At 34.1% G+C, this 23,401-nt stretch carries 24 protein-coding genes; 9 read left to right on the forward strand and 15 right to left on the reverse strand.

Annotated elements, in window-relative coordinates; all coding sequences use genetic code 11:
* The 13 genes from IX38_RS12800 to IX38_RS22645 all read right to left on the reverse strand — a co-directional run.
* The coding region (locus tag IX38_RS12800; RefSeq protein ID WP_228377957.1) for a DUF7151 family protein at positions 1–378 on the reverse strand (378 nt) is incomplete at its 3' end.
* A 98-nt stretch (positions 379–476) separates the two neighbouring features.
* Entirely contained in the window at positions 477–1,643 is a 1,167-nt protein-coding gene (locus IX38_RS12805; protein WP_034705626.1) for a DUF7151 family protein, read from the reverse strand.
* Between the two features lie 250 nt (positions 1,644–1,893).
* Positions 1,894–2,295, reverse strand: a complete 402-nt coding sequence (locus IX38_RS23220) for a hypothetical protein (RefSeq protein WP_228377958.1) — start codon at positions 2,293–2,295, stop codon at positions 1,894–1,896.
* A gap of 414 nt (positions 2,296–2,709) precedes the next feature.
* Positions 2,710–3,639, reverse strand: coding sequence for an alpha/beta fold hydrolase (locus IX38_RS12815; protein ID WP_034705628.1), 930 nt, complete (start codon positions 3,637–3,639; stop codon positions 2,710–2,712).
* A 65-nt stretch (positions 3,640–3,704) separates the two neighbouring features.
* Positions 3,705–4,598, reverse strand: coding sequence for a clan AA aspartic protease (locus tag IX38_RS12820; RefSeq protein ID WP_117585901.1), 894 nt, complete (start codon positions 4,596–4,598; stop codon positions 3,705–3,707).
* A gap of 135 nt (positions 4,599–4,733) precedes the next feature.
* On the reverse strand, positions 4,734–5,879 hold the full coding sequence (locus tag IX38_RS12825; protein WP_034705632.1) for a serine hydrolase domain-containing protein: 1,146 nt from the start codon (positions 5,877–5,879) through the stop codon (positions 4,734–4,736).
* A gap of 254 nt (positions 5,880–6,133) precedes the next feature.
* Positions 6,134–6,949 carry a hypothetical protein gene (locus tag IX38_RS12830; protein WP_165570737.1) on the reverse strand — a complete coding sequence of 272 codons (816 nt, stop codon included), beginning with the start codon at positions 6,947–6,949 and terminating at the stop codon, positions 6,134–6,136.
* Between the two features lie 214 nt (positions 6,950–7,163).
* Positions 7,164–8,408, reverse strand: a complete 1,245-nt coding sequence (locus IX38_RS12835) for a DUF1266 domain-containing protein (protein ID WP_034705636.1) — start codon at positions 8,406–8,408, stop codon at positions 7,164–7,166.
* Between the two features lie 205 nt (positions 8,409–8,613).
* Positions 8,614–9,183 carry a suppressor of fused domain protein gene (locus tag IX38_RS12840; protein WP_034705638.1) on the reverse strand — a complete coding sequence of 190 codons (570 nt, stop codon included), beginning with the start codon at positions 9,181–9,183 and terminating at the stop codon, positions 8,614–8,616.
* The gene (locus IX38_RS12845) at positions 9,176–9,355 is read right to left on the reverse strand and encodes a hypothetical protein (protein WP_034705640.1); all 180 of its coding nucleotides are present in this window, start codon (positions 9,353–9,355) and stop codon (positions 9,176–9,178) included. Before IX38_RS12845 ends, IX38_RS12840 begins: the two co-directional genes overlap by 8 nt.
* Before the next feature lie 231 nt (positions 9,356–9,586).
* On the reverse strand, positions 9,587–10,144 hold the full coding sequence (locus tag IX38_RS12850; protein WP_131368684.1) for a hypothetical protein: 558 nt from the start codon (positions 10,142–10,144) through the stop codon (positions 9,587–9,589).
* A gap of 298 nt (positions 10,145–10,442) precedes the next feature.
* Positions 10,443–10,577: a hypothetical protein gene (locus IX38_RS23370; RefSeq protein ID WP_262483454.1), complete on the reverse strand. Its 135-nt coding sequence runs from the start codon at positions 10,575–10,577 to the stop codon at positions 10,443–10,445.
* 343 nt (positions 10,578–10,920) lie between these two features.
* Positions 10,921–11,097 carry a topoisomerase C-terminal repeat-containing protein gene (locus tag IX38_RS22645; protein ID WP_117585902.1) on the reverse strand — a complete coding sequence of 59 codons (177 nt, stop codon included), beginning with the start codon at positions 11,095–11,097 and terminating at the stop codon, positions 10,921–10,923.
* Between the two features lie 52 nt (positions 11,098–11,149).
* Between IX38_RS22645 and IX38_RS12855 the strand changes: the two genes are divergently transcribed.
* Together IX38_RS12855 and IX38_RS12860 are read left to right on the forward strand one after the other, a co-directional pair.
* Positions 11,150–12,343, forward strand: coding sequence for a hypothetical protein (locus tag IX38_RS12855; protein WP_131368685.1), 1,194 nt, complete (start codon positions 11,150–11,152; stop codon positions 12,341–12,343).
* Positions 12,344–12,354: 11 nt separating this feature from the next.
* Entirely contained in the window at positions 12,355–13,080 is a 726-nt protein-coding gene (locus tag IX38_RS12860) for a peptidase associated/transthyretin-like domain-containing protein (protein ID WP_034705644.1), read from the forward strand.
* Between the two features lie 96 nt (positions 13,081–13,176).
* Here IX38_RS12860 and IX38_RS12865 read toward each other — a convergent pair whose 3' ends face one another.
* Both IX38_RS12865 and IX38_RS12870 read right to left on the reverse strand, forming a co-directional pair.
* Entirely contained in the window at positions 13,177–13,410 is a 234-nt protein-coding gene (locus tag IX38_RS12865) for a hypothetical protein (protein ID WP_034705645.1), read from the reverse strand.
* Positions 13,394–13,993 carry a hypothetical protein gene (locus tag IX38_RS12870; RefSeq protein WP_034705647.1) on the reverse strand — a complete coding sequence of 200 codons (600 nt, stop codon included), beginning with the start codon at positions 13,991–13,993 and terminating at the stop codon, positions 13,394–13,396. Before IX38_RS12870 ends, IX38_RS12865 begins: the two co-directional genes overlap by 17 nt.
* Before the next feature lie 402 nt (positions 13,994–14,395).
* On the opposite strand from IX38_RS12870, the gene IX38_RS12875 reads away from it, so the two are divergent.
* The 7 genes from IX38_RS12875 to IX38_RS12905 all read left to right on the forward strand — a co-directional run bounded on the left by IX38_RS12875 (position 14,396) and on the right by IX38_RS12905 (position 23,358).
* Entirely contained in the window at positions 14,396–15,253 is an 858-nt protein-coding gene (locus IX38_RS12875) for a lamin tail domain-containing protein (protein WP_034705649.1), read from the forward strand.
* A gap of 1,043 nt (positions 15,254–16,296) precedes the next feature.
* Entirely contained in the window at positions 16,297–16,734 is a 438-nt protein-coding gene (locus IX38_RS12880) for a hypothetical protein (RefSeq protein WP_034705651.1), read from the forward strand.
* Positions 16,735–16,861: 127 nt separating this feature from the next.
* Positions 16,862–17,278: a hypothetical protein gene (locus tag IX38_RS21995; RefSeq protein WP_051884727.1), complete on the forward strand. Its 417-nt coding sequence runs from the start codon at positions 16,862–16,864 to the stop codon at positions 17,276–17,278.
* 93 nt (positions 17,279–17,371) lie between these two features.
* Positions 17,372–17,878: a cupin domain-containing protein gene (locus IX38_RS12890; RefSeq protein ID WP_034705652.1), complete on the forward strand. Its 507-nt coding sequence runs from the start codon at positions 17,372–17,374 to the stop codon at positions 17,876–17,878.
* 542 nt (positions 17,879–18,420) lie between these two features.
* The gene (locus IX38_RS12895) at positions 18,421–19,911 is read left to right on the forward strand and encodes a tellurite resistance TerB C-terminal domain-containing protein (protein ID WP_034705654.1); all 1,491 of its coding nucleotides are present in this window, start codon (positions 18,421–18,423) and stop codon (positions 19,909–19,911) included.
* Positions 19,904–21,220 carry an ATP-binding protein gene (locus IX38_RS12900; protein WP_034705656.1) on the forward strand — a complete coding sequence of 439 codons (1,317 nt, stop codon included), beginning with the start codon at positions 19,904–19,906 and terminating at the stop codon, positions 21,218–21,220. The genes IX38_RS12895 and IX38_RS12900 overlap by 8 nt, the downstream gene beginning before the upstream one ends.
* Entirely contained in the window at positions 21,217–23,358 is a 2,142-nt protein-coding gene (locus IX38_RS12905) for a DEAD/DEAH box helicase (RefSeq protein ID WP_034705658.1), read from the forward strand. Before IX38_RS12900 ends, IX38_RS12905 begins: the two co-directional genes overlap by 4 nt.
* The last annotated feature ends 43 nt before the right edge of the window (positions 23,359–23,401 follow it).

Consider the following 23,401-nt stretch of genomic DNA (forward strand, 5'->3'; position numbering starts at 1 on the left):
AACAATCTCAGAGGCATCAAGGATCCCGTTACTATTCGTATCTTGTCCGCTTTCGATTTTTACTCCTCCTGTAGAACAATTACTTCCTGCGACTTCAGTAGTGGTTGTTACCAACGCATTGATACCGTTAGTTCCACCTCCTCCAAAATTAGAAACAGCAGATCCTGATACGGTACCGTTATCGTTGATTGTCAAAAGATTGGTTCCATCAGAATTCTCTACCTTCAATGACTGTGTTGCTGTCGTGTTACCTTTGCCTTTTACATTTAAAGTAGCTGTAGGAGTTGTAGTATTGATTCCCACATTGCCACTATATTGTGCACTAACATAGAAAAAACTACCAAATAGTAGAATAGAAGATAAAATTTTTAATTTCATATTTTAAATTTTAGTGATATAAACTTTTTGGAATAATTTATTTTAATAGAATATTATAATGACCTCAATCTAATATCTATTAAATTATTATATCCAATTTAGAATAACTTCACAATAGAAAGACGCGTTGTTCCGTTTGTAGAAGTAGATGCAGTAAAGTTAGTTTGTATGTTAATTCCTACTATGGAAATGGTATCATTAACAGATAATGAAACTACTGTAGACACAATCCCCGTTGCTCTCGAACCTGCAGGATAGTTTCCACTTTGTCCGATAACTCCATGCGCAATGACATTGGACCCTAATCGTATTGAGGGTCTTACTGCAACAGGATTGGTAGTGCTACTGTTACCACTTACGAGCGATGTATTGATTAGGTATACACCTGCAGAAGTCGCAGTAAATGTAGTACCGTCAAAAGTTCCTACACTACCAACTGTGTAACTACTAAACGTAATTGGAGTTTCCACTGGCGTAGTACTGGATCCCACAGGAAGAACTTGTTCCACAGTATTAGTTGCCATCACACCTATAGCTCCAGTAGCAGTTCCTCCGGAAGAAGAAGGTGTTGCCCACTGACCGTCTCCTCTTAAGTAGGTAGTAGCACTTGCAGTTCCGGTTGCTGAAATTTTGGCCGTAGTTACAGATCCATCGGCTAATTTTCCAGTTGTAACTGCAAGATCATTGATTTTTGCTGTATTGACAGCATTGGTAGCGATCGTTGTAGAACCGGTAGTGCTTATAGAAATATCTCCTGTTACTGTTGTTGGTGCTTGTGGAGAAAAAGGTGCTGCAGACCCCGTAAGATAAATCTGTCCACCTGTAGTACCGTTAGCGAGACTTGTACTGTTACTTCCATTAGAACCATTGCAGACATATCGGGTAGAAACAATCTCAGAGGCATCAAGGATCCCGTTACTATTCGTATCTTGTCCGCTTTCGATTTTTACTCCTCCTGTAGAACAATTACTTCCTGCGACTTCAGTAGTGGTTGTTACCAACGCATTGATACCGTTAGTTCCACCTCCTCCAAAATTAGAAACAGCAGATCCTGATATGGTACCGTTATCGTTGATTGTCAAAAGATTGGTGCCATCAGAATTCTCTACCTTCAATGACTGTGTTATTGTCGTGTTACCTTTGCCTTTTACATTTAAAGTAGCCGTAGGAGCTGTAGTATTGATTCCCACATTGCCGCTATATTGTGCACTGACATAGAAAAAACTACCAAATAGTAGAATAGAAGATAAAATTTTTAATTTCATATTTTAAATTTAAGTGATATAAACTTTCTGGAATGATTTATTTTAATAGAACATTGTAATGACTTCAATCCAAATCCTGTTAAATTAATATTACAAATATACAGATTAACTGTTCCGGCAACTAATTTTTAGTTAAAAAAATATATTTATGTTCAATATTTTATAAGAATAAATAAATTATGTTGACTATTAAGATGTTTTAAAATTCCTTCTTTAAACTTTGTACATTCTAGAGAAGTTTACGTTATAGTTATATCATACTATGGTAGATGCATCTGGTTGTACTGCAGGTATTATGATACCTGAATATCCTGCGAATAGCAGCAATTAGGTTTTCAATTCGCCCAATACTTCCTCCTACTTTCTTATAGGGAAGTATCCCGTTGATGCGCAAGTTCTGCAAAATCCCCAGTGACACCCTTAACTTACGCATATCAGCACTTTTTAACCATTCCTTATCTACTCCACTGTTTGTCTTACCTCCGATTAGTTCTCTAATTTCATTTAGTACTTTCTGCTTGAAAACCTGAAGATCCCTTTTGGTAATAATGTCTATTTCCATAGTTTTTTGTATTTCGGTTACACTTTCCTTGTTGAACCTAAAGATATTCTCCCGAGAGTTTCCGGCTTTTTGAATGGCGTTTAATGGCATCCCATGACTTTATTTGGCACAGTCATGTAGTTATTATTCCGCTCATTGTTCACTTCTAAAGGAAATGATAATCGAAATTCAATACAATCAATTTAAAGCTTATACCGGACACCATCAGTAAGAATATTAAAAACTACTGCAAAAAATTATGATGGACTAGTATTTTGAAAGACAATGGAAAATTTGACTGGTAAGCACTTTTAATACAAGAGCAGAACAATTTTACGGGACAGTGTGACTAACAGAAGTTGGCCCACTAAACAAGGAAAACCAAATTTGAAATGACATATTGTCGGAACTTTATCAAAAATGAAAAATTTGCATGAAAATAACATTGAAAATTCCTAGAACTTAAAAAAGTATCACAAGAAAATAATTTAATCTAATGGACTATAAAGATCAATTGTAATTACATTATGGCTTTAACCATCGTACAATCGTGTTGATAAATATTTGTTGTTGGTCAACAAACATATAATGTGAACAATTTTCAATTAATTTGAAGTTTTGTTTGCTTACTATTTTCTCCATATCGCTTAACTGGTTTTTTGAAAAAATAGCGTCCTGTTGTCCGTAAATCGCAAATAATTTAATGCGTTTTTTTAGATTGATCAGGATCGGTTTGGTGTCAATATTATTTTTACTTTCATTTTTATAGAATAAAATAGGTGCATAGTCATTTCTGATGTTGTTTTTACCAAACTCACTTAGTTCATAATTTTCACGGAGTTGATTTGCTTCTTTGGTGGGAAAAGGCATTTTGAAATAATTATTCTTGCTTGCAACTTCATAACACCGTTTTCTGTACTCAGCCGAATTTTTTGGAAGTTTCTCGATATCCGAAATTTTAGAAAGCATCAAAGTATCTTTTTTTTCTTTATAAATTTCTTTTGTTGTTTTTAGAATTTGGTCATATGTATCTTGTTGTGAAAAAAGAGCGCCGGCAAGTATCAGGGAATTTACTTTTTCAGGGTTTTGCTCTGTATAAAGTGTACCTACCAAGCCCCCAAAACTGTGCGCAATAATATTTGCTTTTTTAATATTGTATTTATCAAAAATTTGATTGAGATCAGCAATTGCTTCCTGATAAGTAAATGTAGCAGTAGTATCGATTGAACGACCTTCGCCACGTCTGTCATAAACGATTACATAAAATCCTTCTGTAGCTAATTTCTGGGCTGTTGTTCCTTCAAAAAGCGTAGAATTCCCTCTCGGCCCGCCATGAATAAAAATGATTGCAGGATTTTTACTTTTTCCATAAGATTTTGAATAAAGAGTATGGTTTGCTTGCGCATTTACTAGTGATGAAATAATAAAGAAAAACAGAAACATTTGTTTTTTCATAGATAAGATTTATTTTAATTGTTTTAGTAGTTATCCAAAATGAATTATTAGAAGATCGCCAATTATTAAATTTTCTTTAAATCCTTGCTTTGATCGATATAATATTCTTTAAACAAATGATTTGGTTTGAGGTAAACCACATTATTTTGAAAGTCCAGAAATAAATTAAACCGTTTTAAAACCTCGTTACCCAAAATATGAATATTTTTTCCTTTGACGGGTTTATTGGTTGTTGTTTGTTGAATAGGTACATTTTTTAATTTGAATTTACCAATGGTAAGCTGTTCTAAATTTGAGGTGATCACAGGAATTTCATTCCCCTGAGCTCCCCTCATGATTGCTTTTTTGATAGTTTTCATTTTTTGGACAGGAAAGTTTTTTTCGCTTAAAAGATTATTGTCCAGCATTGCTGTTCTTTGATAACCGGTATCAAATAGAAAAAAATCCTTACTTGAAACATTTCCCTGTTTTATTTCACTGCTTATCAAGAAGAAATATTTTTTGTAAAATTCCATATTGAGTTTTGAAAAGGCTTTGTTTTCTTCAATATTCTTAGGTAGTTTTGAATGAACGACCATCAAATCTTCATCATAATTGAGCTCTACCACTTTGTTTTTAAAAAGATCCCAGCCAAACCTGCCGTCAGTGCCGTGTCCTGTGAGTTCTGCGTCATAAACTTTGGTACTGTAAATTGTATTGCCAATCTGTAAATCATAAAACTTTTCATAAAGCTCTACTTTAGTTTTTATTTTATTCTTTCTCGTATTATTGGTCAATATCAATTCAGTAGTTCCGGTATCAAAATTTAAGGTTAATGTGTCAATTTTATTAAATACAGCTTTCACGTATATTGTATTTTGCTCATTTATTTTCATTACCAAGCTATCTGGTAATGTTTCCTGTTGTGCACAAATACCATTTGAGACAAGCAGTAATGCAGTAATTAATATCAGTTTCATGATGATAAGTTTAAAATTTAATTATAATGAATAGATCCATGACATTGTAAAATCACCTGACACTGTTGAAAAGAAATTTTAATATGAATTAGCAATTATGATTTTGCAGATCAATCTTTCACAAATATTTGCGAGCTATTTAGATTTGGGATTGTTTAATTTACTTTGTTTTAATACGTTTATTATTTGATGACTGATTTCGGGATTCAGATCACGTTTTTCTTTTAATAAAGTAAATACAGAAATCGTTGTATTTAATTCTGGCAAATACATCACGTCAGTTCCCCACCAACCACCATGGTAATAGCCTGTATTACCGTAGAATGACGGAAAATTATAGAGTCCCAAACAGTAATTGTTTGTCGTTTCCCTAGGATTGCTGTATGTGTATATTTGAGATAAGGTCTTTTTGTCTTTTATTATTTTACCTTCGAACAGATACTGAAAAAACAGTGCTAAATCTTTGGTTGTAGAAGCCAATCCGCCGCCTCCATACAAATCCCATGAAGGATTAAGTTCAAAAGAATCCCAACCGTAAGTGCTGGAATATTGGTGAGCAAATGCTAAAGCGTTTCCTGGTTTCTTTTCTAAATCGACAAACCAGGTAGCATTTAAATTGAGTTTTTCAAAATCTAATAAATCCCGAATTGCAATAGGGAATGATTTCCCGGTCTTTTTTTCTATAATTTCAGATAACAAAAGATAATTGATATCGCCATAAGCGAAAGTTTTTCCTGGCTCCAGAGGCTTTGCGATTTTCATCGAAAGTCCGATCTGTTCGTCTCTCGTCCATTGATGATCGGGATTTTTCCCAACGAAACTGAAATAAGAATCGGTCACGTAATCCGTGATGCCGGAGGTATGGGAGAGTAAATTTCTAACTGTTATTTTATCAAGGCTGTAGCCACTTTTCAATAATAACTTTTTAGTTTTTTCAGATAGCAGATTATTTATTGGCTGGTCTAAAAGAAGTTTTTTATTTTCTACCAATTTCAAGATTGTGGCAGAAAGATAGGTTTTGGTGTTGCTTGCAATTAGAACAGGCTGGTTTTTGTCAATTTTTTCCTTCCCGTATTTATCTGCTGAACCAACTGCATAGGTCCAGGAGATATTTTCATTAGGTGCTTCTACGTGAATCATGATACCAATCGCATCCTGATTCTTATCGTATGTAGAATCTAAGATCTTCTTAAACTGTAATTCATTTTGCTGACCGTAGGAAATTGAAGAAATAAATAAAAATAAAACTCCCAAATAATTTATTAATTTTTGTCTTTGCATTTTTTTAAAGTTGATATTTAAATTTATAAATCAATCATACTTTATTCAAAATAATATTTTAAGTATTTAGAACTAAAATTTATTGAATATTAATTTTCAAATCTACATCGACACATTCATTCTTAAAATGGTTAATAATAACCAATTATTAGTAGATTTCGTTTTCTAAATTTGTATGTAGATAAGATGCTATTGTTGGTTCATTTTACAGCTGTTATCGACGCAATCTTCAAATCCGGACTCATATTATAGAATTAGCCTGCTTTAAATCGTCCTTTGTAAATACGTATGAGACTTTCTAACTCACTGCGTTTTTGGTAATGGGTGACCTCTATATTTTCCCAGCCTCCCGGATACTGAATCTGAAGTGTGTATTCATTACCCCGCTTTGCATGAGTACTGACTGTTATTTTAATATTAAAAATATCATCCCAGCGTATAAAGCCTGTCTCTACAGTAAATATTCCCCAGTCATTCAGGATGATACGGGGCTGATGCCGGGATATATCTATCGCACTGCGGACAATGAAGTATAAAGAATAAGAAATCCATCCTGCTCCAACTATAATCAGGAAGGTTGATGATTCATCTGACCTGAAATTAAAAATCTCTGCCCCAATGCCCATAGCAAGCATGAACAGATAGAAAAAAATTCTGAGCAAAAGCTTGGGTGTAGAGTAGTAAATAATGGTTTCCGAATCAGTACCGGTGTCATCAATAAAAATGTCCGGCACCCCGGTTCTTTGCTGTAGTCTTCGCCACTGGTCCCGTTCGACCGCTGAATGTAGCTGAATCTTATCCAGGAAGCTGCCATAGCCGTAGTAAAGAAAAGCTTTTCTAGCAGCTCTCTTCAACTCTGCTACATCATTTACGTGGCTGAATGCCCAAAGCTTCCAGCGTGTAGTGCGCTTGCTCCAAAACCGAAAAGGCAGGTAAAAAAATATAAAGGAATTAACGATCAGTACTGTACAAAAGACCACCAAGGTTTTCGTAGGTAAAGCATGCTCTCCTGTTACGGCTATGAGAAATAAGGCAATTGGGAACATAAAAAGAGGTAGCCCTATAATCATTACTATTCTTGGTAGAAGCAACATTTGCCGCCCTTTCGCTAATGCCTGATCAACTGAAACTAATTCAGAATTTTCGTATTCATTCATAGGATTACAAGACAGTGTTTTGCAGAATATGAGACATGATTATATAAATCCGTTGCCCTGATTTTCGGGGTTATTTAGCATATTATAGGTAAATAGTCAACCTTGAAAAACATGGATAGACCTGAATTTAACTTCCCAGATTCATATAATATGTCGGAATACTACTTTGTTGTTGTTGTTGTTGTTGTTGTGTATTGTTTATTGATGTTAATCCTTCAAAAAAAATATGATCACCAAGGTCTTTATTAAGAAGTTGCTGCTCTAATTGATACATCAAGTCAAGTATAGTGAAGTTTTTTCCGTTAGCTGCTTTAAGCCTTGCACAAAGTTCCACCTGATACATTCCGTCATCGCTATTGTCTATATTAAACGCATCCTGTTCCTCATCAATTAATTGTTCATTGACGGCAATATCTTCTTTTCCTTTTATCCATACTTCATAAGACACATCAATTTCGGGTTCATCTATAGCTATTTGTTTAGTATCCGGATCAGCCAGTTCTTTAAGAATTACCGTTTGATATTCCGCTAATTCACTATTAAAATTCTCCCGGCTGTCATATTTCCTCCGTTGAAAAGCCCAAACAATATTTGACAATATTCCATTATGTTTTGAATCACTAATTATTTCGGATGCTTCCCAGGAAATATTGTTCCACGGACTTCCTTTTTTGGTTTTTAAATAACCGATGTATTTTTTAAGTACAGATTTTCCTGCGCTGTTATTAAGTCCTACACTGGATTCCCCATCAAAGAATTCTTCGCTAAAATTTTCCCAGTTTGTATAGTGTCTTTTTGCATAAATATTAACGTTCTCCAAAATATCCAGAGCTTCCTCTTTTCCAAGATAACCGACATCTGTAGAAGCAGAAATGATATGGGAAAGTACAGCGCAGATTAAAGCTTTTACACCTTTTTTTTCTGGATTCCACATGTGCAGATCTACCTTTTCTGAATGTGTTCCGTTAAGAATAGTTTCATTTTTATCTATACCCGCCAGATCAAAATATGAGGCTAAAACTTCAATACAGGATGTTCTGTCTGATATGCCAAAATCCCTATTCAGCACCTTAATAAATTCTCCTTTATGCTTTTCTAACTTTGGATATTCTCCAAATCCATACAGGTGAACAGGATACATTTCGTCGTCGTCAGTAAAATTAAAAAGAGTAAACCAATCTCCAAAAATTACAATTCGGAACGGTGCACCCAAGGCAGTACCAAATTTTTCGCGAGCTGAAATTCCATCGATTATGCTTTTATCAACATTAATCCCAGCTTCTTTTTGAGCTTTTTCCTGAGCCAGTTCATTCTTCCCTTCGGCAACACCTTCTTTAAATGAGCTGATGAGTTCTTTGAGAAAATTAATCATACTACTAGTTTTTATATTATATGTTTACTGATGGCAAACGACGTGCCTTAAACGTTTGTTAAACAAAGAAGACTTTTTTTCATTTTAATTACAGCCTCTTGATCATTATTTTATAGGAGCCCCTATTTTATCATTCAAAAAATTATAAAATGATCGATGACCCAGTTTAGCCGAACTTTCCATATAAAAATCAAACCATAGATGCTTAACCAATTATAATGGGAGCCCGGGTAACACTGTACATATCATAAGAAGGATGATTCATAAATTCTTCTAAACCTACAGCCTCGATGGTCTCTTCCTCTTCCTTATAGATTGGATATAATGCTACTAGATTAATATTTCTATCTTCGATTTTAATATTCTCATAATCGTCTGACTCAAGTATTGATGGGGCAAATACAAAAAAAGAAGTCATTTTAGAATCTTTCGATATCTGATCGCCAAAATGTATCACTTCGCCATATTCGAAATTATATTCTTCAATAAGTTCGGCACCTATAAAAGCGAGTGCTTTTCCCCAGTTCATATCAGTAGATTGCACCGTTAACATCAGTTCTGGGCGCCCTTCAGTCCATTCTGGATTGTTAAATTCTGACACTCCAAATGTAATAGATGTGATATAATCCTTTTCAGGTACATTTTCATAATTAAATGAGGCCACAGGCGCACAGGTTTTAATAGCCGAGTCAAATGCAAATATCTCTGGATCCTGAAGAAATATTCTTTCTATATATTCTCTGAAATCTTGTAATCTTCCCTTGCTGTTATCCATTTTTATATTTTTTAAAGAGGTTTAATTGTTCTTGGTCTTCATCTTCTAAAGCAAGAGAATAAGAGCTATGGCTTACCCCCATTGGTTGTTTTTTGCCAACCAAAATTTCTCCTACCTTGTTTTTAGTATATGCATCTGCACCATGTTTTAATAACAGCTCTATAATTTCCAAGTTGTTTGTATAACAGGCAGACCATCATGCATTATTGCCATAGCCATCTCTAATATTGAGGTCGGGTTTATACTTCAAAATTACCTACCGGATTTCTGATAAGTAATTCTTGTGATCCTAATGTTTGTCTAATAATTGTTTTCAGGTAATCTTTCCGTCTTTATAATCAAAATGCTCCTATTATTCTTTTTGGTTTCCCCCATTTATTTTTTAAATGGACAAATATTTTGTCTAGCACCTTAAAATAAAACCCAATTGGCCCCTATAATTTCCCTTAGCAAATGATCGGGGTAAAATCTGTTTTTTAAAATAGGACTCAATCACAGCATGAAGCTCTGCAATATCATTACTGGTCAATTGTTTGCACTGAATAAGTTCAGATTCCCTTTTCACTTTTATTACCGCACCTTTTTCATTGATGGTGAGGATATAGCTAAAAGAAATTTTATCACAGTCGCTGCAATTAGTTGTAACTTTTTTGGCTTCTAAGAAAGGGTTCAGGCACTCACTAAGAAACTTTAACCTTACATCATCATGCCAATCTATTTCCTGTTTTACTTTGTCCATATTTATCGTTGCTGTATCTAGCTGCGGGGGACTTGTTTTGTTTGACATATTTGAATCTCCAGACCTTTTTTTTACTGGGGTATTTTCTTTGTTTCCGTTCAAATTACAGGATGATGTCATGATAAAACAGCAGCACAGTATTCCTATATTTTTTGATATTTTCATTTTAATCAGAGAAGTGTATATTGTTGCTATTGTTTTTCGGAGGAAATATTTTTTCATAAGCCCATATTGTTTTTACCATATCACCCATGCTTTTCCCGGCCAAAAATCTGTTTTAGGATAGGGATAGCATCAGATCTTACAGAATGACTTGTACCAAAACAACCAAATTATCTTTTGATTTAATTTCTCCCAGTTTCGGTACGAACGAGGACAAACTTTTGCATTTTGTCTTTTACGAAATTTAAATAATCTCCACATCATCGCATTACCTCTGTGCACACGGAAGGGAACTTATAATCCGTTTTATTGATTGTAGGTTCCTTTGTCAGCTAAACGATCATAAACCTTATATTCATTAAGTGTTATCTGCTTTGAAGATATAATTGAAATTTTTCACCACTTCTCCTGATGAAGTCTTAAAATCTTTGTCTACTTCATCTGACTCTGCTTTTGAGTAGACCCGTCTGTATACTCCACGAAATACCATCAACCTAAGAGTGTTTTTTTGTCATCTTACTGGACGAACAACCTTAAGATATATTAATAACCCTTTTAATTCTGCTTTCATAATGGTTTATATTTCGTTGTATAGTCGGTACTGCAAAATTAGCACTCATTCCAGATGCACTCCGAAATTAATTAACCGTTGTTAGGATTAAGATTAAGCCAATTAATATAACGTGCTGTGAAAACGGCAATAATAATGCAGAACTGCTGTAGTAAATGTAATACTCTTTTTTTACGTACCCAAAAAAATCAGCATTTAGGGCGTTATTTACAGATCATTATGGCCCATGACGACAATTTAAAACTCTATAACAGCAATTCATATCTTAGTTCTTTTTACCTTTCTTGTTTTCAAATTCAAATGTGGTTTCGCCCTTTTCATTCAGCTTGATAAAGGCATTAAACTTATTTCCTGCTTTACTCTTCATTCCTTTTAGAGTGGTGTTTCCCTTACTTATCAGCGATCCAATATCTAAAATGCTTAACGTGTCTTTAGATGACATGATTTGTAAGTAAAGTACTAAAAGTAAAGCGCATAAAACAAAACCCGCCGATTTGAGATTATATATAGAAGTAAATTATTTTATTTATTTTTACAAAAGCTTAAAGGCAGATCAATTAACAGTATACATCATGTGTAATTCCAAATCATTAATCAAATCGGCTTTTTCGCTCTTTCTTATTCTCATTACTGCATTAATTTCATGTGATCATAAAGACAGTAACATCACTTCTCTGAACTGGTTTGACAAAGCCGATATTTATATAGGCGGCGAACTGGGCGACTCCACTACCTACTGGAAAAACGGAAAAGCCATTAGCCTAGACAAAAAAGGAATGTTTGCCAATGCAGTAACGGTATCCGGTAAAGACACCTATTTAGCAGGTTTTATCGCTATAAAAGATAGTTTAACTAACAACAATACAGCACGTGCGGTATACTGTAAGAATGGAAATATAGTTTTTTTGACTGACGGAAGAACTGCTGCGGTCGCTACTGCTATTGCGGTATCAGGGACAGACATTTATGTAGCTGGTTATGAATACAATGGCGACAAAAATACCGCTGAGCCCGTTCATTCTCAAAAATCAATAGCTAAATACTGGAAGAATGGGATTCCTGTGGTTTTATCAGATGGTCATGCAAACGCCAGTGCCACAGCTATTACAGTCAAAGGAACTGATGTGTATGTAGCAGGCTATGAAAAAGACGAGATCTCTGTAGCCAGATATTGGAAAAACGGTAAACAAACAGCGCTGAAGATTGATAGCAATTTATCAAATGGAGCAAATTATTCAGAGGCCTACTCTATTTTTATTGCAGGGACCGATGTCTATATTGCCGGAACGGAATGCGGACTTGCAGCCTATTGGAAAAATGGCATACCAGTTTTACTGGCTCCCAAAAAGAGTCCTAATCAATCAGGTACCGATAATGAAAGTTCAAAAGCGACTTCCATTGCTGTTTCAGGACAGGATGTACACGTAGCCGGAATCCAGGATACACTTGCATCCCTTTTCCATACCGTCAAATACTGGAAAAACGGAAAGGCCACTACCCTATCCAAAAAACCTCTTGATGCAAAGACCAATGCATTTATGGCGTTAAACGGCCATGATGTATATATTACCTGCACACTTGCGGATCCTGCATTTAATTACCAAACTATCGTCTGGAAGAATACTGTCCCTGCTATTTTAAGTAAAGAAACAATGCGTGTGACTTCTATTTTCGCAGCAGACAAATAATATCCAGCTATATGAAAACAACCTACAAATTAGATATTGAAAGTCCTTGCAAAAAGATGGATTGGGATGAAATGAGAATTGCTGACCAAGCAAAATTTTGTTCATTGTGTACTAAAAATGTTTTTGATTTTATAAATTGGACAGACGAAGATATTATTAATTTCCTTAATAAGACGGATGACAAAATTTGTGCAAGACTTAGCCACGGACAGATGGACAGAATAATTTCTATTAAAGAAAAGCCGAAAATAAATAATTGGAATAAGTTTATTATGAGTGCTTTACTAATTACTACAACAAATATTTATGCAACTGAAAAAAACAATGTAAATATTCGATATGATCAACTTCTTCGGTCAAAAATATCTTATAAAAATGACATCATAGACTATTCTGTCTCAAATGACACTATTAGGAATTTAATATCTGGAACTTTAATTCAAAAAGAGTCAAAAAAACCAATTCCTAATGTGATTATTGAAGTAAAAGATACTGACCTAAAGATTAACACAGACTCAATAGGGAGTTTTAAATTTTATTTACCTGAAAATTATACGAAATCCGAAATAGTTCTGGTTGTTGTTGCAAACTATGGATTTGAAGGGCAAACGCAGAGAACTTTCTATAAAAATGAACTTCCAATTACAAACATAATAATCGAACAACCAAGTATGTCAATTGGCGAAGTAATTTACTATAAACCAAAAAAATGGTGGCAATTTTGGAAGAAAAGATAAAAGCTATACAAGAAATATCAACTGCCGGATGGCAGTATCAGTGTAAGTAAGTTTTGGATGAATTGTCAAAGGAAGAATCCCTTTATAGCCTCAATACTAATTAATAATGTCTCCTTTATTATTTGTTAGCTTGTCCTGCCATTGCTGTATTTGTTTGGGTGTTTGCCTCAGCCATTCTGCGATTTCATACCAATTTATTTTTTCAGGATCGTCTTTCTGTAACCGGGCGATGAACCAGGCGGAGATGAACTTTTCAAAATCGTCTGATGCTTTATTCCATGCCTGAAGAAATACTTGAGCAGCTCCTTTAATATTACCTGTTTCCTCCACCTATCTGATGGTATATTTTTTTCCGCAACTCGGGATAGTATAATAGATCATTTTCCTTGATGTAATCTGGTCTTCTAATATTCGCAGGAATCAAATCGCCCTTATCCTGTAAAAATAAATACGCATCACCGATAACTCCTGGTACATTTATACTTGTCTTAAGATCCTCGTTTTCCAGAGTTCCGACTTCAATTTTTATAGATAGCTCGCCTCTATCCAGAGTTATTCCTCCGTTTTTATTATTTAAATGCTCCGGAAATTCCACTTTAGTATAGACTATTCCCCAGGTTAAAAGATTTCTTTTGCCATCAATATTTCTTGTAAACACCCTGGGAATTAAGATTTCTGTTGAAATTAGCTCTGGTGTATCAAAAATACCTTTATACATCTCTATTAACTGACATGAATTATGAGACATTAACAAATAAGGAAAGTAATCATTAGAAAAAATACTTGAGTCGGTTACATCTACTATTTTATGATACTGTTTATCAACATCAAAAAGCATTCTTCCAAACGAATATTTGCCTGATATCACTTCCAAATAAAATATGTCTCCTACTTTTAATTTTTGTTTCACCATTTTATGGATATTTAATAAGTTTCTTAAAATACTCAAATTTCACTTTACTCAAAGCATTTATTTTGTTCCAAATGAGCATTCACTTTTGAAGCCTTCGATTCAAGCGCCATCATGAAATGCTGTTCTCTAGCTACTCATTTTCCTCGTTGAATTACTTCATAAACAAGTTTGTCTTCATCTACTAGATATGATTTTATTACAGGGTACCGTAATTAGTGATTAAATTATCTTGTATCAAAAGGTTGGTAAATCGTTATGATATATCCACATATAGAGAGATAAAATGTATCAATTTTTCAATATTAATAGATTTATTAAATAATATTAAAAATGTGGTATCTATTGTTAATAAAATGGTATTTCATTTGTATTTCATCAATGAAACCAACAAAATATTATCATATGAAAAAAGCATTTACTTTTATCGGACTTGTTTCGATAGCAGCATTTTCTAATGCTCAGATTGTAATTAATGAAATTTACACGGGAGGCGGAATCTTAGGCGCAACGCTGACCAATGATTTCATAGAATTGAAGAATATCGGATCTGCTACGGCTTCTCTCAATGGGGCAAGCATTCAGTACGGACCGCAGTCAGGCGCATTCACCCAGTATCATACGATCCCTAATATAACGCTGGGCCCCGGACAGACTTATTTAATTCAGGAAGGTTCAGATGGCGGGGGAATCATCAATCTTCTCAATCCCAACCTTATTGTGAATGTAGTGCTTAATTTTAACGGAGCAAATCCGACGGTAGGGGCAGGAATAAACATTGGCTTTACTTCAGGAAAAGTTGCTTTGGCGAGTAATACTACACAGGTTACAGGGCCAACGGCTGCCAATGTCTTAGATTTTGTGGGGTATGGTCAGGCAGACCAGTATGAAGGTACAGGCGCAGCTCCTTCTCCAACCATATTAAATTCAATTACAAGGATTTCAGGAGATACCAATCGTAATAATATAGATTTTACCATTGCTCTTGCCTCACCACAATCCAGTGTACTGGCCGTAAGTGATGTCTATAACAATACTGCGCGGCATGATTTTATCAAAAATTCTTTGGTAAAAAATAATGAAGTTGTTTTCGGGTCTGACATAAAAGATGTTAAAATCTACTCAATTTCAGGGCAGTTAATCAAAACTTCTTCTGTAAAAGCCAATGAAACTTTAAATGTTTCAGAGCTTCAGAAAGGAAATTATATTATCACAGGAACCGTTAATAATCAACTGGTTTCCCGGAAAATTTTGAAAGATTAATTGAAATTAGTTACTTACTATTAGATAATTTAACAAATAAAAAATACCACAAAAAATCAATATTTGAGTGATTTAAGTATTGTAATGGTACAAATTTTGGACCTATCATAGCAGAAGTAAATACTTTCTTTTTTTCAAATACCTCTCATTTCCCTTGAGAGGTATTATTATTTAATGTATCAAAAATCAATAAAAACGCTCCTTAAAAAAGGAGCATCTGAAATGTCTCAAAAAAAATAAAGAGTTATGTCTATTTCAAAACTACATCTCTTTACTCTTATTTATTATGATTTACAGCATAATAAGTGGTAGTTTATCTTGTGTAGATTTTATACAGCTACCTTAATTTATAGATCAAATGGATGTTTTTGTTTTTTAAAGTGGCCTATTATTGCTGATAACGGATTAATGCAGTTGCCTCATTGATTCGTTTTAAAGCACATACCTTTACTTTAATAAAAGCTAAATAAATTGTTTCAATCTTTATTCCTTATTTTAAAGGCGGTAAGAGACCCCGATACTGTCATGGCTGATTTTCAGCTCTTGTTCTGAGATGCTTACAAGCGCATCTCGGTAAATTCGTTGTGACATGGTAAATAGTTTAAGTGAATGATTATTTTAACTAACTGATTAGGTTAGGTTCACTCAACTTAAGAAATTTTATTTTAATTCTCACCTGTGAGAATTAAAATGTTGATATATATTATTTAGTATATAGCTTTAATAGCTGAAACTGCCCAGCATTGACTAAAAACGACACCTTTCATTTAAATGTACTTATGCTCGGACATTCTTTTGTAGCAGTAATCATAGTTTATAAATGAAACATTTGACTGGGCTGTATTCTTTGATAGCAAGGTGCTACCGATTTCGAAAATTCAGTAAGGTTTGAATGAAAGCAAATAATATAAACGTCACCATTCGGAATTTAAAAGACGCTTCAATTTATCAACATACAATGAAGTATGTCTGCAAATAAAATATTAACTATCTTTAAACAAAGAAACGTAAAGCATTATAATAATCTCTAAAAACTGGTTTCTATGAAATTTTGGAACGCCTTTAGAATATTTTGGATCATCTTTTTTTTGTTTTTTGCGATTGGGCTGCCGCTCATTCTCCATTACGGAGGACATCATAAAGGCGATTATGAGATGACTCATACATCCCCCATAACAGCAGCCATCTTGCTTGGCATGGGAACGGCATTTTGGCTCATCGTCTTTATTTCTTACAGCAAGAAATTTTTGATTAATCCTTCTTTTAAAAAAAATGGCATTATAGCGCTTAATTTGGCCGGGCTGCTATTATTGATTGCTTTGGCAGCAGGAATATTAGTTTATACCTATATAAATGAAAGCCGTGGCTATGGTTGGCGTTATCTGTATTTTTGGCATCCTTACATCATTATTCCCTGCTCTTTTATTTGTTATTCAGGTCTTTTTTATGGCATAACCAGACGTATTTTTTCAAAATATTAGGACAAAATGGGTCTCATATATTTTACGAATATCTATCCTATCTTAATAGCTACAAGCTGTGTTCTTTTAGTATTCCGATATAAACAAGTGCTTCTTGTACATAGCAATGCATGTAAACCAAAAATATATGATCTTTACAAAGCTCAACAGGAAAACTCAGGTTAACCTGATACTCCAATGCATGGGTATGTTAATTGGCACCATTACTCATTTGCTGTGGATAATTAAACATGGTTTTTTTTCGGCAGAATATAACGTGGGGGTTTTATCAATGCTTTTTTGGGATAGCTTAACCTTTTTAGACCCAATAGCCGCATTTTTATTGATATTAAGACCTAAAGCCGGGATCTGGGTAACGGCTATTATAATTGTTGCTGACGTTTTGCACAATGGCAGCCTCTGTGTTAATGTGTTATTATCAACCGATGTACCTGTTATCAGCTGGGCTAAAAATGAATGGATGTTTTGGATGCAATTATTTTTTGGATTATTTGTTGTAGCAACTTTTAAAGGCAACTTAATCGCGTTGAAAACAAACAGGTAAAATGCAAAGTCATATAATATCCATGAATCGGAAATATTCACTACCCTTTTAAAGAAACACTTCATAATTTGATAACCTTTAAAACCAAATAATATGGAAAACTCAAAACCTACACCGATTACCGTTGATCCTACAGGCGGACAAATCCTATCCGTAGTGGGAGATAATTACCGCGTGCTTGTATCAGGCAAACAAACTGGCGGCGAATTTTCGACCATCGAAATGCTGGTGCCTCCCGGCCACGGTCCCGGACCGCATTCCCACGCCAATTTCTATGAATCTTTTTACATCATTGATGGTGAGGTGGAAGTTCATTCGGAGGCCGGCTCCTATACCGCTAAAAAAGGCTCGTTTGTCGTGATACCCGAGGGAGGCATCGTCCATTATTTTAAGAATGTAAGCGATAAGATGGCTCAGTTGCTTTGCACTGTTGTCCCTGCTGGATTGGAAGAGTTTTTTGAAGAAATTGGCCAGCCCGCAGCTGCCGGACAATTCCTTCCGCCACCACCAATGAATCAGGAAACTATCGAAAAATTACAGGCCATTGCAAAAAAGTACGGACAGGCAGTTTATCCGCCGGACTTCCTTGATAAGAAATAAACAATTGGTAGGTTAAATTGTCCTGACGATTGTTAGAACGAGCAAAACTTAGAATACTTTTTACCCTTGAATTTTAAATTTCTAACTTACGTTTTCCCGTAAAAAAAATTAGATTTAAGAATCTATATTTGAAGTTTAATTGTGAAGTTATTGTAAATATGATATCTTATTGGGAATAATTGTTCACAATTAATTTAAAAATATAAAAGTTGTGGAAAATTAAATTATATTTAAAAAAAATATTAATTAAAAATAACCACAAAAAAATCAATTTAAAACATTAACAACATGTTTAGTTAGCTACCGTTTAGATATTATTTTAGCTTTTATCGGAGTTAAAATGTTAATTGCGCCTTGGTATCACATCTCATCTCCGGTTTCGTTGGGGGTGTTGTAGGTAGAGTTTTGATAGTTTATGTTTTACTTTCAATTCTGCTTCCTGAGAAAAAAGAAGATGATTTCGTCAAATAATTTTATTATCAGTAATATTCTTTTCATTTGCGTCAGAATTTAAAAGGACATCACCACCAAAATCAATAGTCATGGAAAGACCAATCTTACCTCAACACAGCAACAATGATTTTATCACGGATGTGTCGGGAATGGAAGAAATTCCTATTCAATATCAACATAATTTTACTTCATCAGAAAATGAAATTCAGGGTAAGGATCTTAGTAGCAAATCATATCATTATGAGGTAGATACTTACAAAATAGGCACTAAGTACAGAAGAAAATTAACTCTTAATGATAATCAATGTATTCTTCTCGACCGTTTATCATTTAATAATAATGTTTTTAATGAGATAGAATATTGCAAGGTTCAAATTTTAAAACAATTTCTGAGGGTTACTGACTTTTTGCTTAAAGAATGCATACCGGTCAACCGTTCATACCAAACAGTTGTTGATGAGCTTAGTGAAATAATCATTGTTTTAGAATATAATTACAAACATGACAGCTTAAATTATAAATATACATTCGAATCCATCCAATCAGAAATCTTCAACCATCTTCTGAAGCTGTGTGAAAATAATGTGAGGGATTTTTATGAAATAAAACGTAAAATCAATACAGATTTTAAATATACAAAGCCGGAAATTTTAGAGAAGCTTAATAAGAAAATAATATCAAAAGCGGAGGCTTTTCTTGAACAACATAAGTATCAGATCTTGGATGCTGATTACAGAACTAATCTTATTCTAAATGAAACTAATACCAGCAGATGGAAAAGCAAATTTGAACTTATTAAATCAGATTATAGGAATGCAATTTCCTTTGAAAGGGAGGTTGCGAGACTAGCAGAAGTAAATGTTAAGAATCCATCCGTTGACAGCCTTTATTTTGAGGCGTCAAAATTTATCTCTGGTCATGATAAAAATTCTGCACTCCGTTTGTACATTCATTATTTAGATAAGGATCTAAATTCCCAAAAGTTTGATAACAGAAAACTTACTAAAACGATACAAAAAAGCTTATTCACAACAACTGATCAATTTTCCGAGTTTGAATCTATTGTCAATGAATTTGTTCAAAACAGAGATCTAAACTCATGTCTCGAAAAAGTTAAGACCATTTATTTACCTAAAAGAAAAAAAATTATCATAGACAGCGAGGCCATAGAGCAAGTAAAAAGGTTAGACGCGGAAATTGCCCACAAATTAGGAGAAATTCTAAGCGAAGAGGATGAGGAAAATAGTCCTGCAAATAAAACAAACAGAGAGGATGATAGTATAAATATAGCTTTCAGCATAGTTAATGTTCCCGATGATGAAATTATTAAATATGTTTCGAATTTAGGTTTCAATGACATCCAAAAGGGTGTTTTGGATTTATTTGAAAAGAACAGTTTTACTATTCTTCATTCAGAGTTTTCAGATTATATGAAAGCCAGACAATTATTTGTTGGAGCGGCAATAGAGTCGATCAACGAAGTTTGTTTTGAGCTGCTTGATGATATACTCATCGAAGAAGAAGACGAATACTTAACCATAAATCACGAATACTTTAAAAAACTACTTACCCATGATTAATAATATTAAACCAAAAGAAGCTACTTCAATAATTAATTCTTTAACTGGTGGTGTTGTACCCAAAGTGGGAGTTCAACACATTACAGTCGGAAGATCTGAAGAAGTTGATGCGGCAATCACTACACTAGAAGAGGTTAAAAACGGTCACAGCGTTGTCAAATTCTGGATAGGAGATTTCGGGAGCGGAAAATCATTTATGCTGCATTTACTCAATACGGTAGCAATGAAGCAAAAATTTGTTGTGGCCAATGCAGACTTCACCCCCGACAACAGATTGTATTCCAATGACGGAAAGAGCGTAATTCTTTATTCTGCCATCATGGATAATATTGCGATACAGACAAAACCAGAAGGCGGAGCGCTCCCCACTTTATTAGAAAAATGGATCGAGCAGGTAATCTCCAAAACGGCAGAAGACAACAAAATTTCATTAGTAGATATTCGTAATGATCAATATCGTGATCTTATCAGGAACTCTATTATGAAAACAGTAAACGAAATCACTGAAGTCGGAGGATTCGATTTCGGATCAGTAATTGTAAAATATTATGACGGATATATTACTAATGATGAATCACTGCGTAGAAATTCTCTCAAATGGTTAAAAGGTGAATATAAGACTAAAACGGAAGCAAGGCAGGATTTAGGAATTCGTGAAATCATTAATGATTCTAACTATTATGATATGTTGAAGAATTTCTGTAAGCTATTTGTGAACATGGGGTATAGTGGATTCATGATCAATCTGGATGAGGCCATCAATCTTTATAAGATTTCAACTTCTGCAGTGAGAGAGAAAAATTATGAAAAGATCTTATCCATTTACAACGACTGTTTTCAAGGTAAAGTCTCTAATTTATTTATCAATTTTGCAGGAACCAAGGAATTTTTGGAGAATGAAAGAAGAGGGCTGTTCAGTTACCAGGCTTTGAAATCCAGACTCCAGAGCAACAAATTTGAAACTCTTGAAATCAGAGATTACGCGCAGCCGGTTATTAAACTGTACCCGTTAAATCATAATGAAATCTTTGTTTTGCTCAAAAAATTAAAACTCATTTTTGATTTCAATTATAAAGCAGAACTTAATATCACGGATGAAGAAATTTCTTTCTTTATGGAAGAGATGTTCAATAAACCTGGAGCATCAGAGTTTCTTACCCCTAGAGAAGTTATCAGAGACTTTCTGAATATATTGAATATCATCAGACAGAATCCTGAAGTGGATAAAAAACGGCTTTTCGGAGAAATAGAGATTTCCGATGAAAGACCCAATGATCTTGTGCTTTTAGATAATATTGAGGAATTATGACAGCATTTGACCTTTTATCTGAGCCCATCAGAAAATACATCAGAGATGAGCGCTGGGAAAGTCTGAGAAAAATTCAGGAGGCCAGTATTCCAAGAATTTTAAATACTGACAATAATTATGTTATTATATCAAAGACGGCTTCAGGTAAAACTGAAGCTGCTTTCCTTCCTATTCTTTCAAAAGTGAACTTTAAAGAAAAGGGAGTTAAAGTCTTATATATTTCTCCACTTATAGCCTTAATAAATGATCAATTTTTAAGGGTAGAGAAGCTTTGTTGTTATTTAGATGTAAAAGTTACTAAGTGGCACGGAGAGGCTTCAAAAGCTCAAAAAGATCATCTGATTAAAAATCCTGAGGGCATTGTTTTAATAACACCTGAATCTTTAGAGGCGATGTTTGTCAATAGACCCCAAAATATTCAACATCTCTTTTCCTCACTTGATTACATCGTCATTGATGAAATTCATTCATTCTTAGGTTCTGAAAGAGGATTGCATCTAAAATCACTTCTCAGCAGACTTCAGCAGGTCAACCGTAGTCACTTTAGTGTAGTAGGATTGTCAGCGACAGTAAGTGATGTGAATCTGTATGCTGAACTTAAAGATTTTTTAGGAAACTCAGAAAATACAAAAATCATTCGTGACAATACACCAAAACCAATCAATGCAATTTTTAAATATTATCCTGGTAGTGTTGAAGAATTACCTCTTGATCTCTTAAAAGATTTGTACACCAGAACTCGGGATTCTAAAATATTGGTATTTCCGAATGCACGAGGTCGTGCAGAAGAGGTTGCCGTCAAACTGAAAAAGATATCGGAAAGAGTTGGCGGACATCCGAATTATTTTTCTCATCACTCATCTGTAGATAAAGAAGTACGTGAATATGTGGAATATTTCGCAAAAAGTGCAAAAATGGAAAATTTTTGTATTTCGTGCACATCAACCTTAGAATTGGGAATTGATATTGGAAATGTTGATGAGGTGGTGCAAATTGATGCTACTCACAGCATCGCGTCATTGATACAGAGAGTAGGTAGAAGCGGAAGAAGAGAAGGCAAAGCCAGTAATCTTTACCTTTACTCAACAGACCGTTGGAGTCTTCTGCAGTCTCTCGCTTGCTGGCTGCTTTATTTGGAAAAGTATATTGAACCCATTGCAACAACTGAAAAACCGTACGATGTATTACTTCACCAAATATTGTCAATTGTAAAAGGAAGCTCAGGATTGTATCTTAATGAACTTCTGGACAAAATAGCTCATAATTCAACGTTCAACAATATTACCGAACTTGAGATTATCGAGATAATAGACCATCTTCAACAAATTGATTTTCTAGAGAAGTTAGGTAATGAATATATTATAGGAGTTGAGGGAGAGAAGCTTGTCAATCATAAGGACTTTTACAGTATGTTTCACACTCCAACTTTTTTCAAAGTTTCAAGTCAAGGCGTGAAGGTTGGAGAGTTACCATTAAGCCCGCAAATTAAAGAAAATGAAAATATTTTTCTCTCTGCTAAAATTTGGAAAATTAAATACGTCGATTATGAAATGAACAAAATTGAAGTTATTCACGCCAAAGACGGAAAGAAGCCTATCTTTTTTAGTAATGCGGCTGATACAGCACATCGCATTAGAGAGAAAATGTTAGAAATTGTTTTTTCGACTGATAACTATGAGTTTTTAGATAAAGAGGGTATTCTTGTTCTTAATGATATGCGCACCAAATTTTCAGCATTTTCTCTTAAAGATTTTGAGTCCGACCGACCATTATTAAACAGCAATGATATTCTGGAACTGTATTCTTTCTCAGGTTCTAAAATTAATAAGTCGATTGGTTTTTTATATGATTTTTTAGGTCTTGAGTACGTGTATGACGATCATCGTTCATCTTTTAAATTTAAAGAAAAAACTGCGGCTGATTTAGTTTATCAAATTAAGGCATTCAGGATGACTGATTATCAAATTAATGAAGTTATAAGTTCGCATTTACAGCTAAATCCTAAGTTAATTACTATTTCAAAGTGGGGAACTTATCTGCCTGTAAGATTTCAGATTGAAATATTAAAAAATAAAGAATATGATTTTGAAGGTTGTTTTAAATTTCTTCAAAATATAAAATTTATCGAAAATAACTAAGAGAAGCAGCTCAATATCTATGAACAATATTTATAAGACATCT

Source organism: Chryseobacterium luteum, assembly GCF_000737785.1.
Classification (GTDB): Bacteria; Bacteroidota; Bacteroidia; order Flavobacteriales; family Weeksellaceae; genus Chryseobacterium; species Chryseobacterium luteum.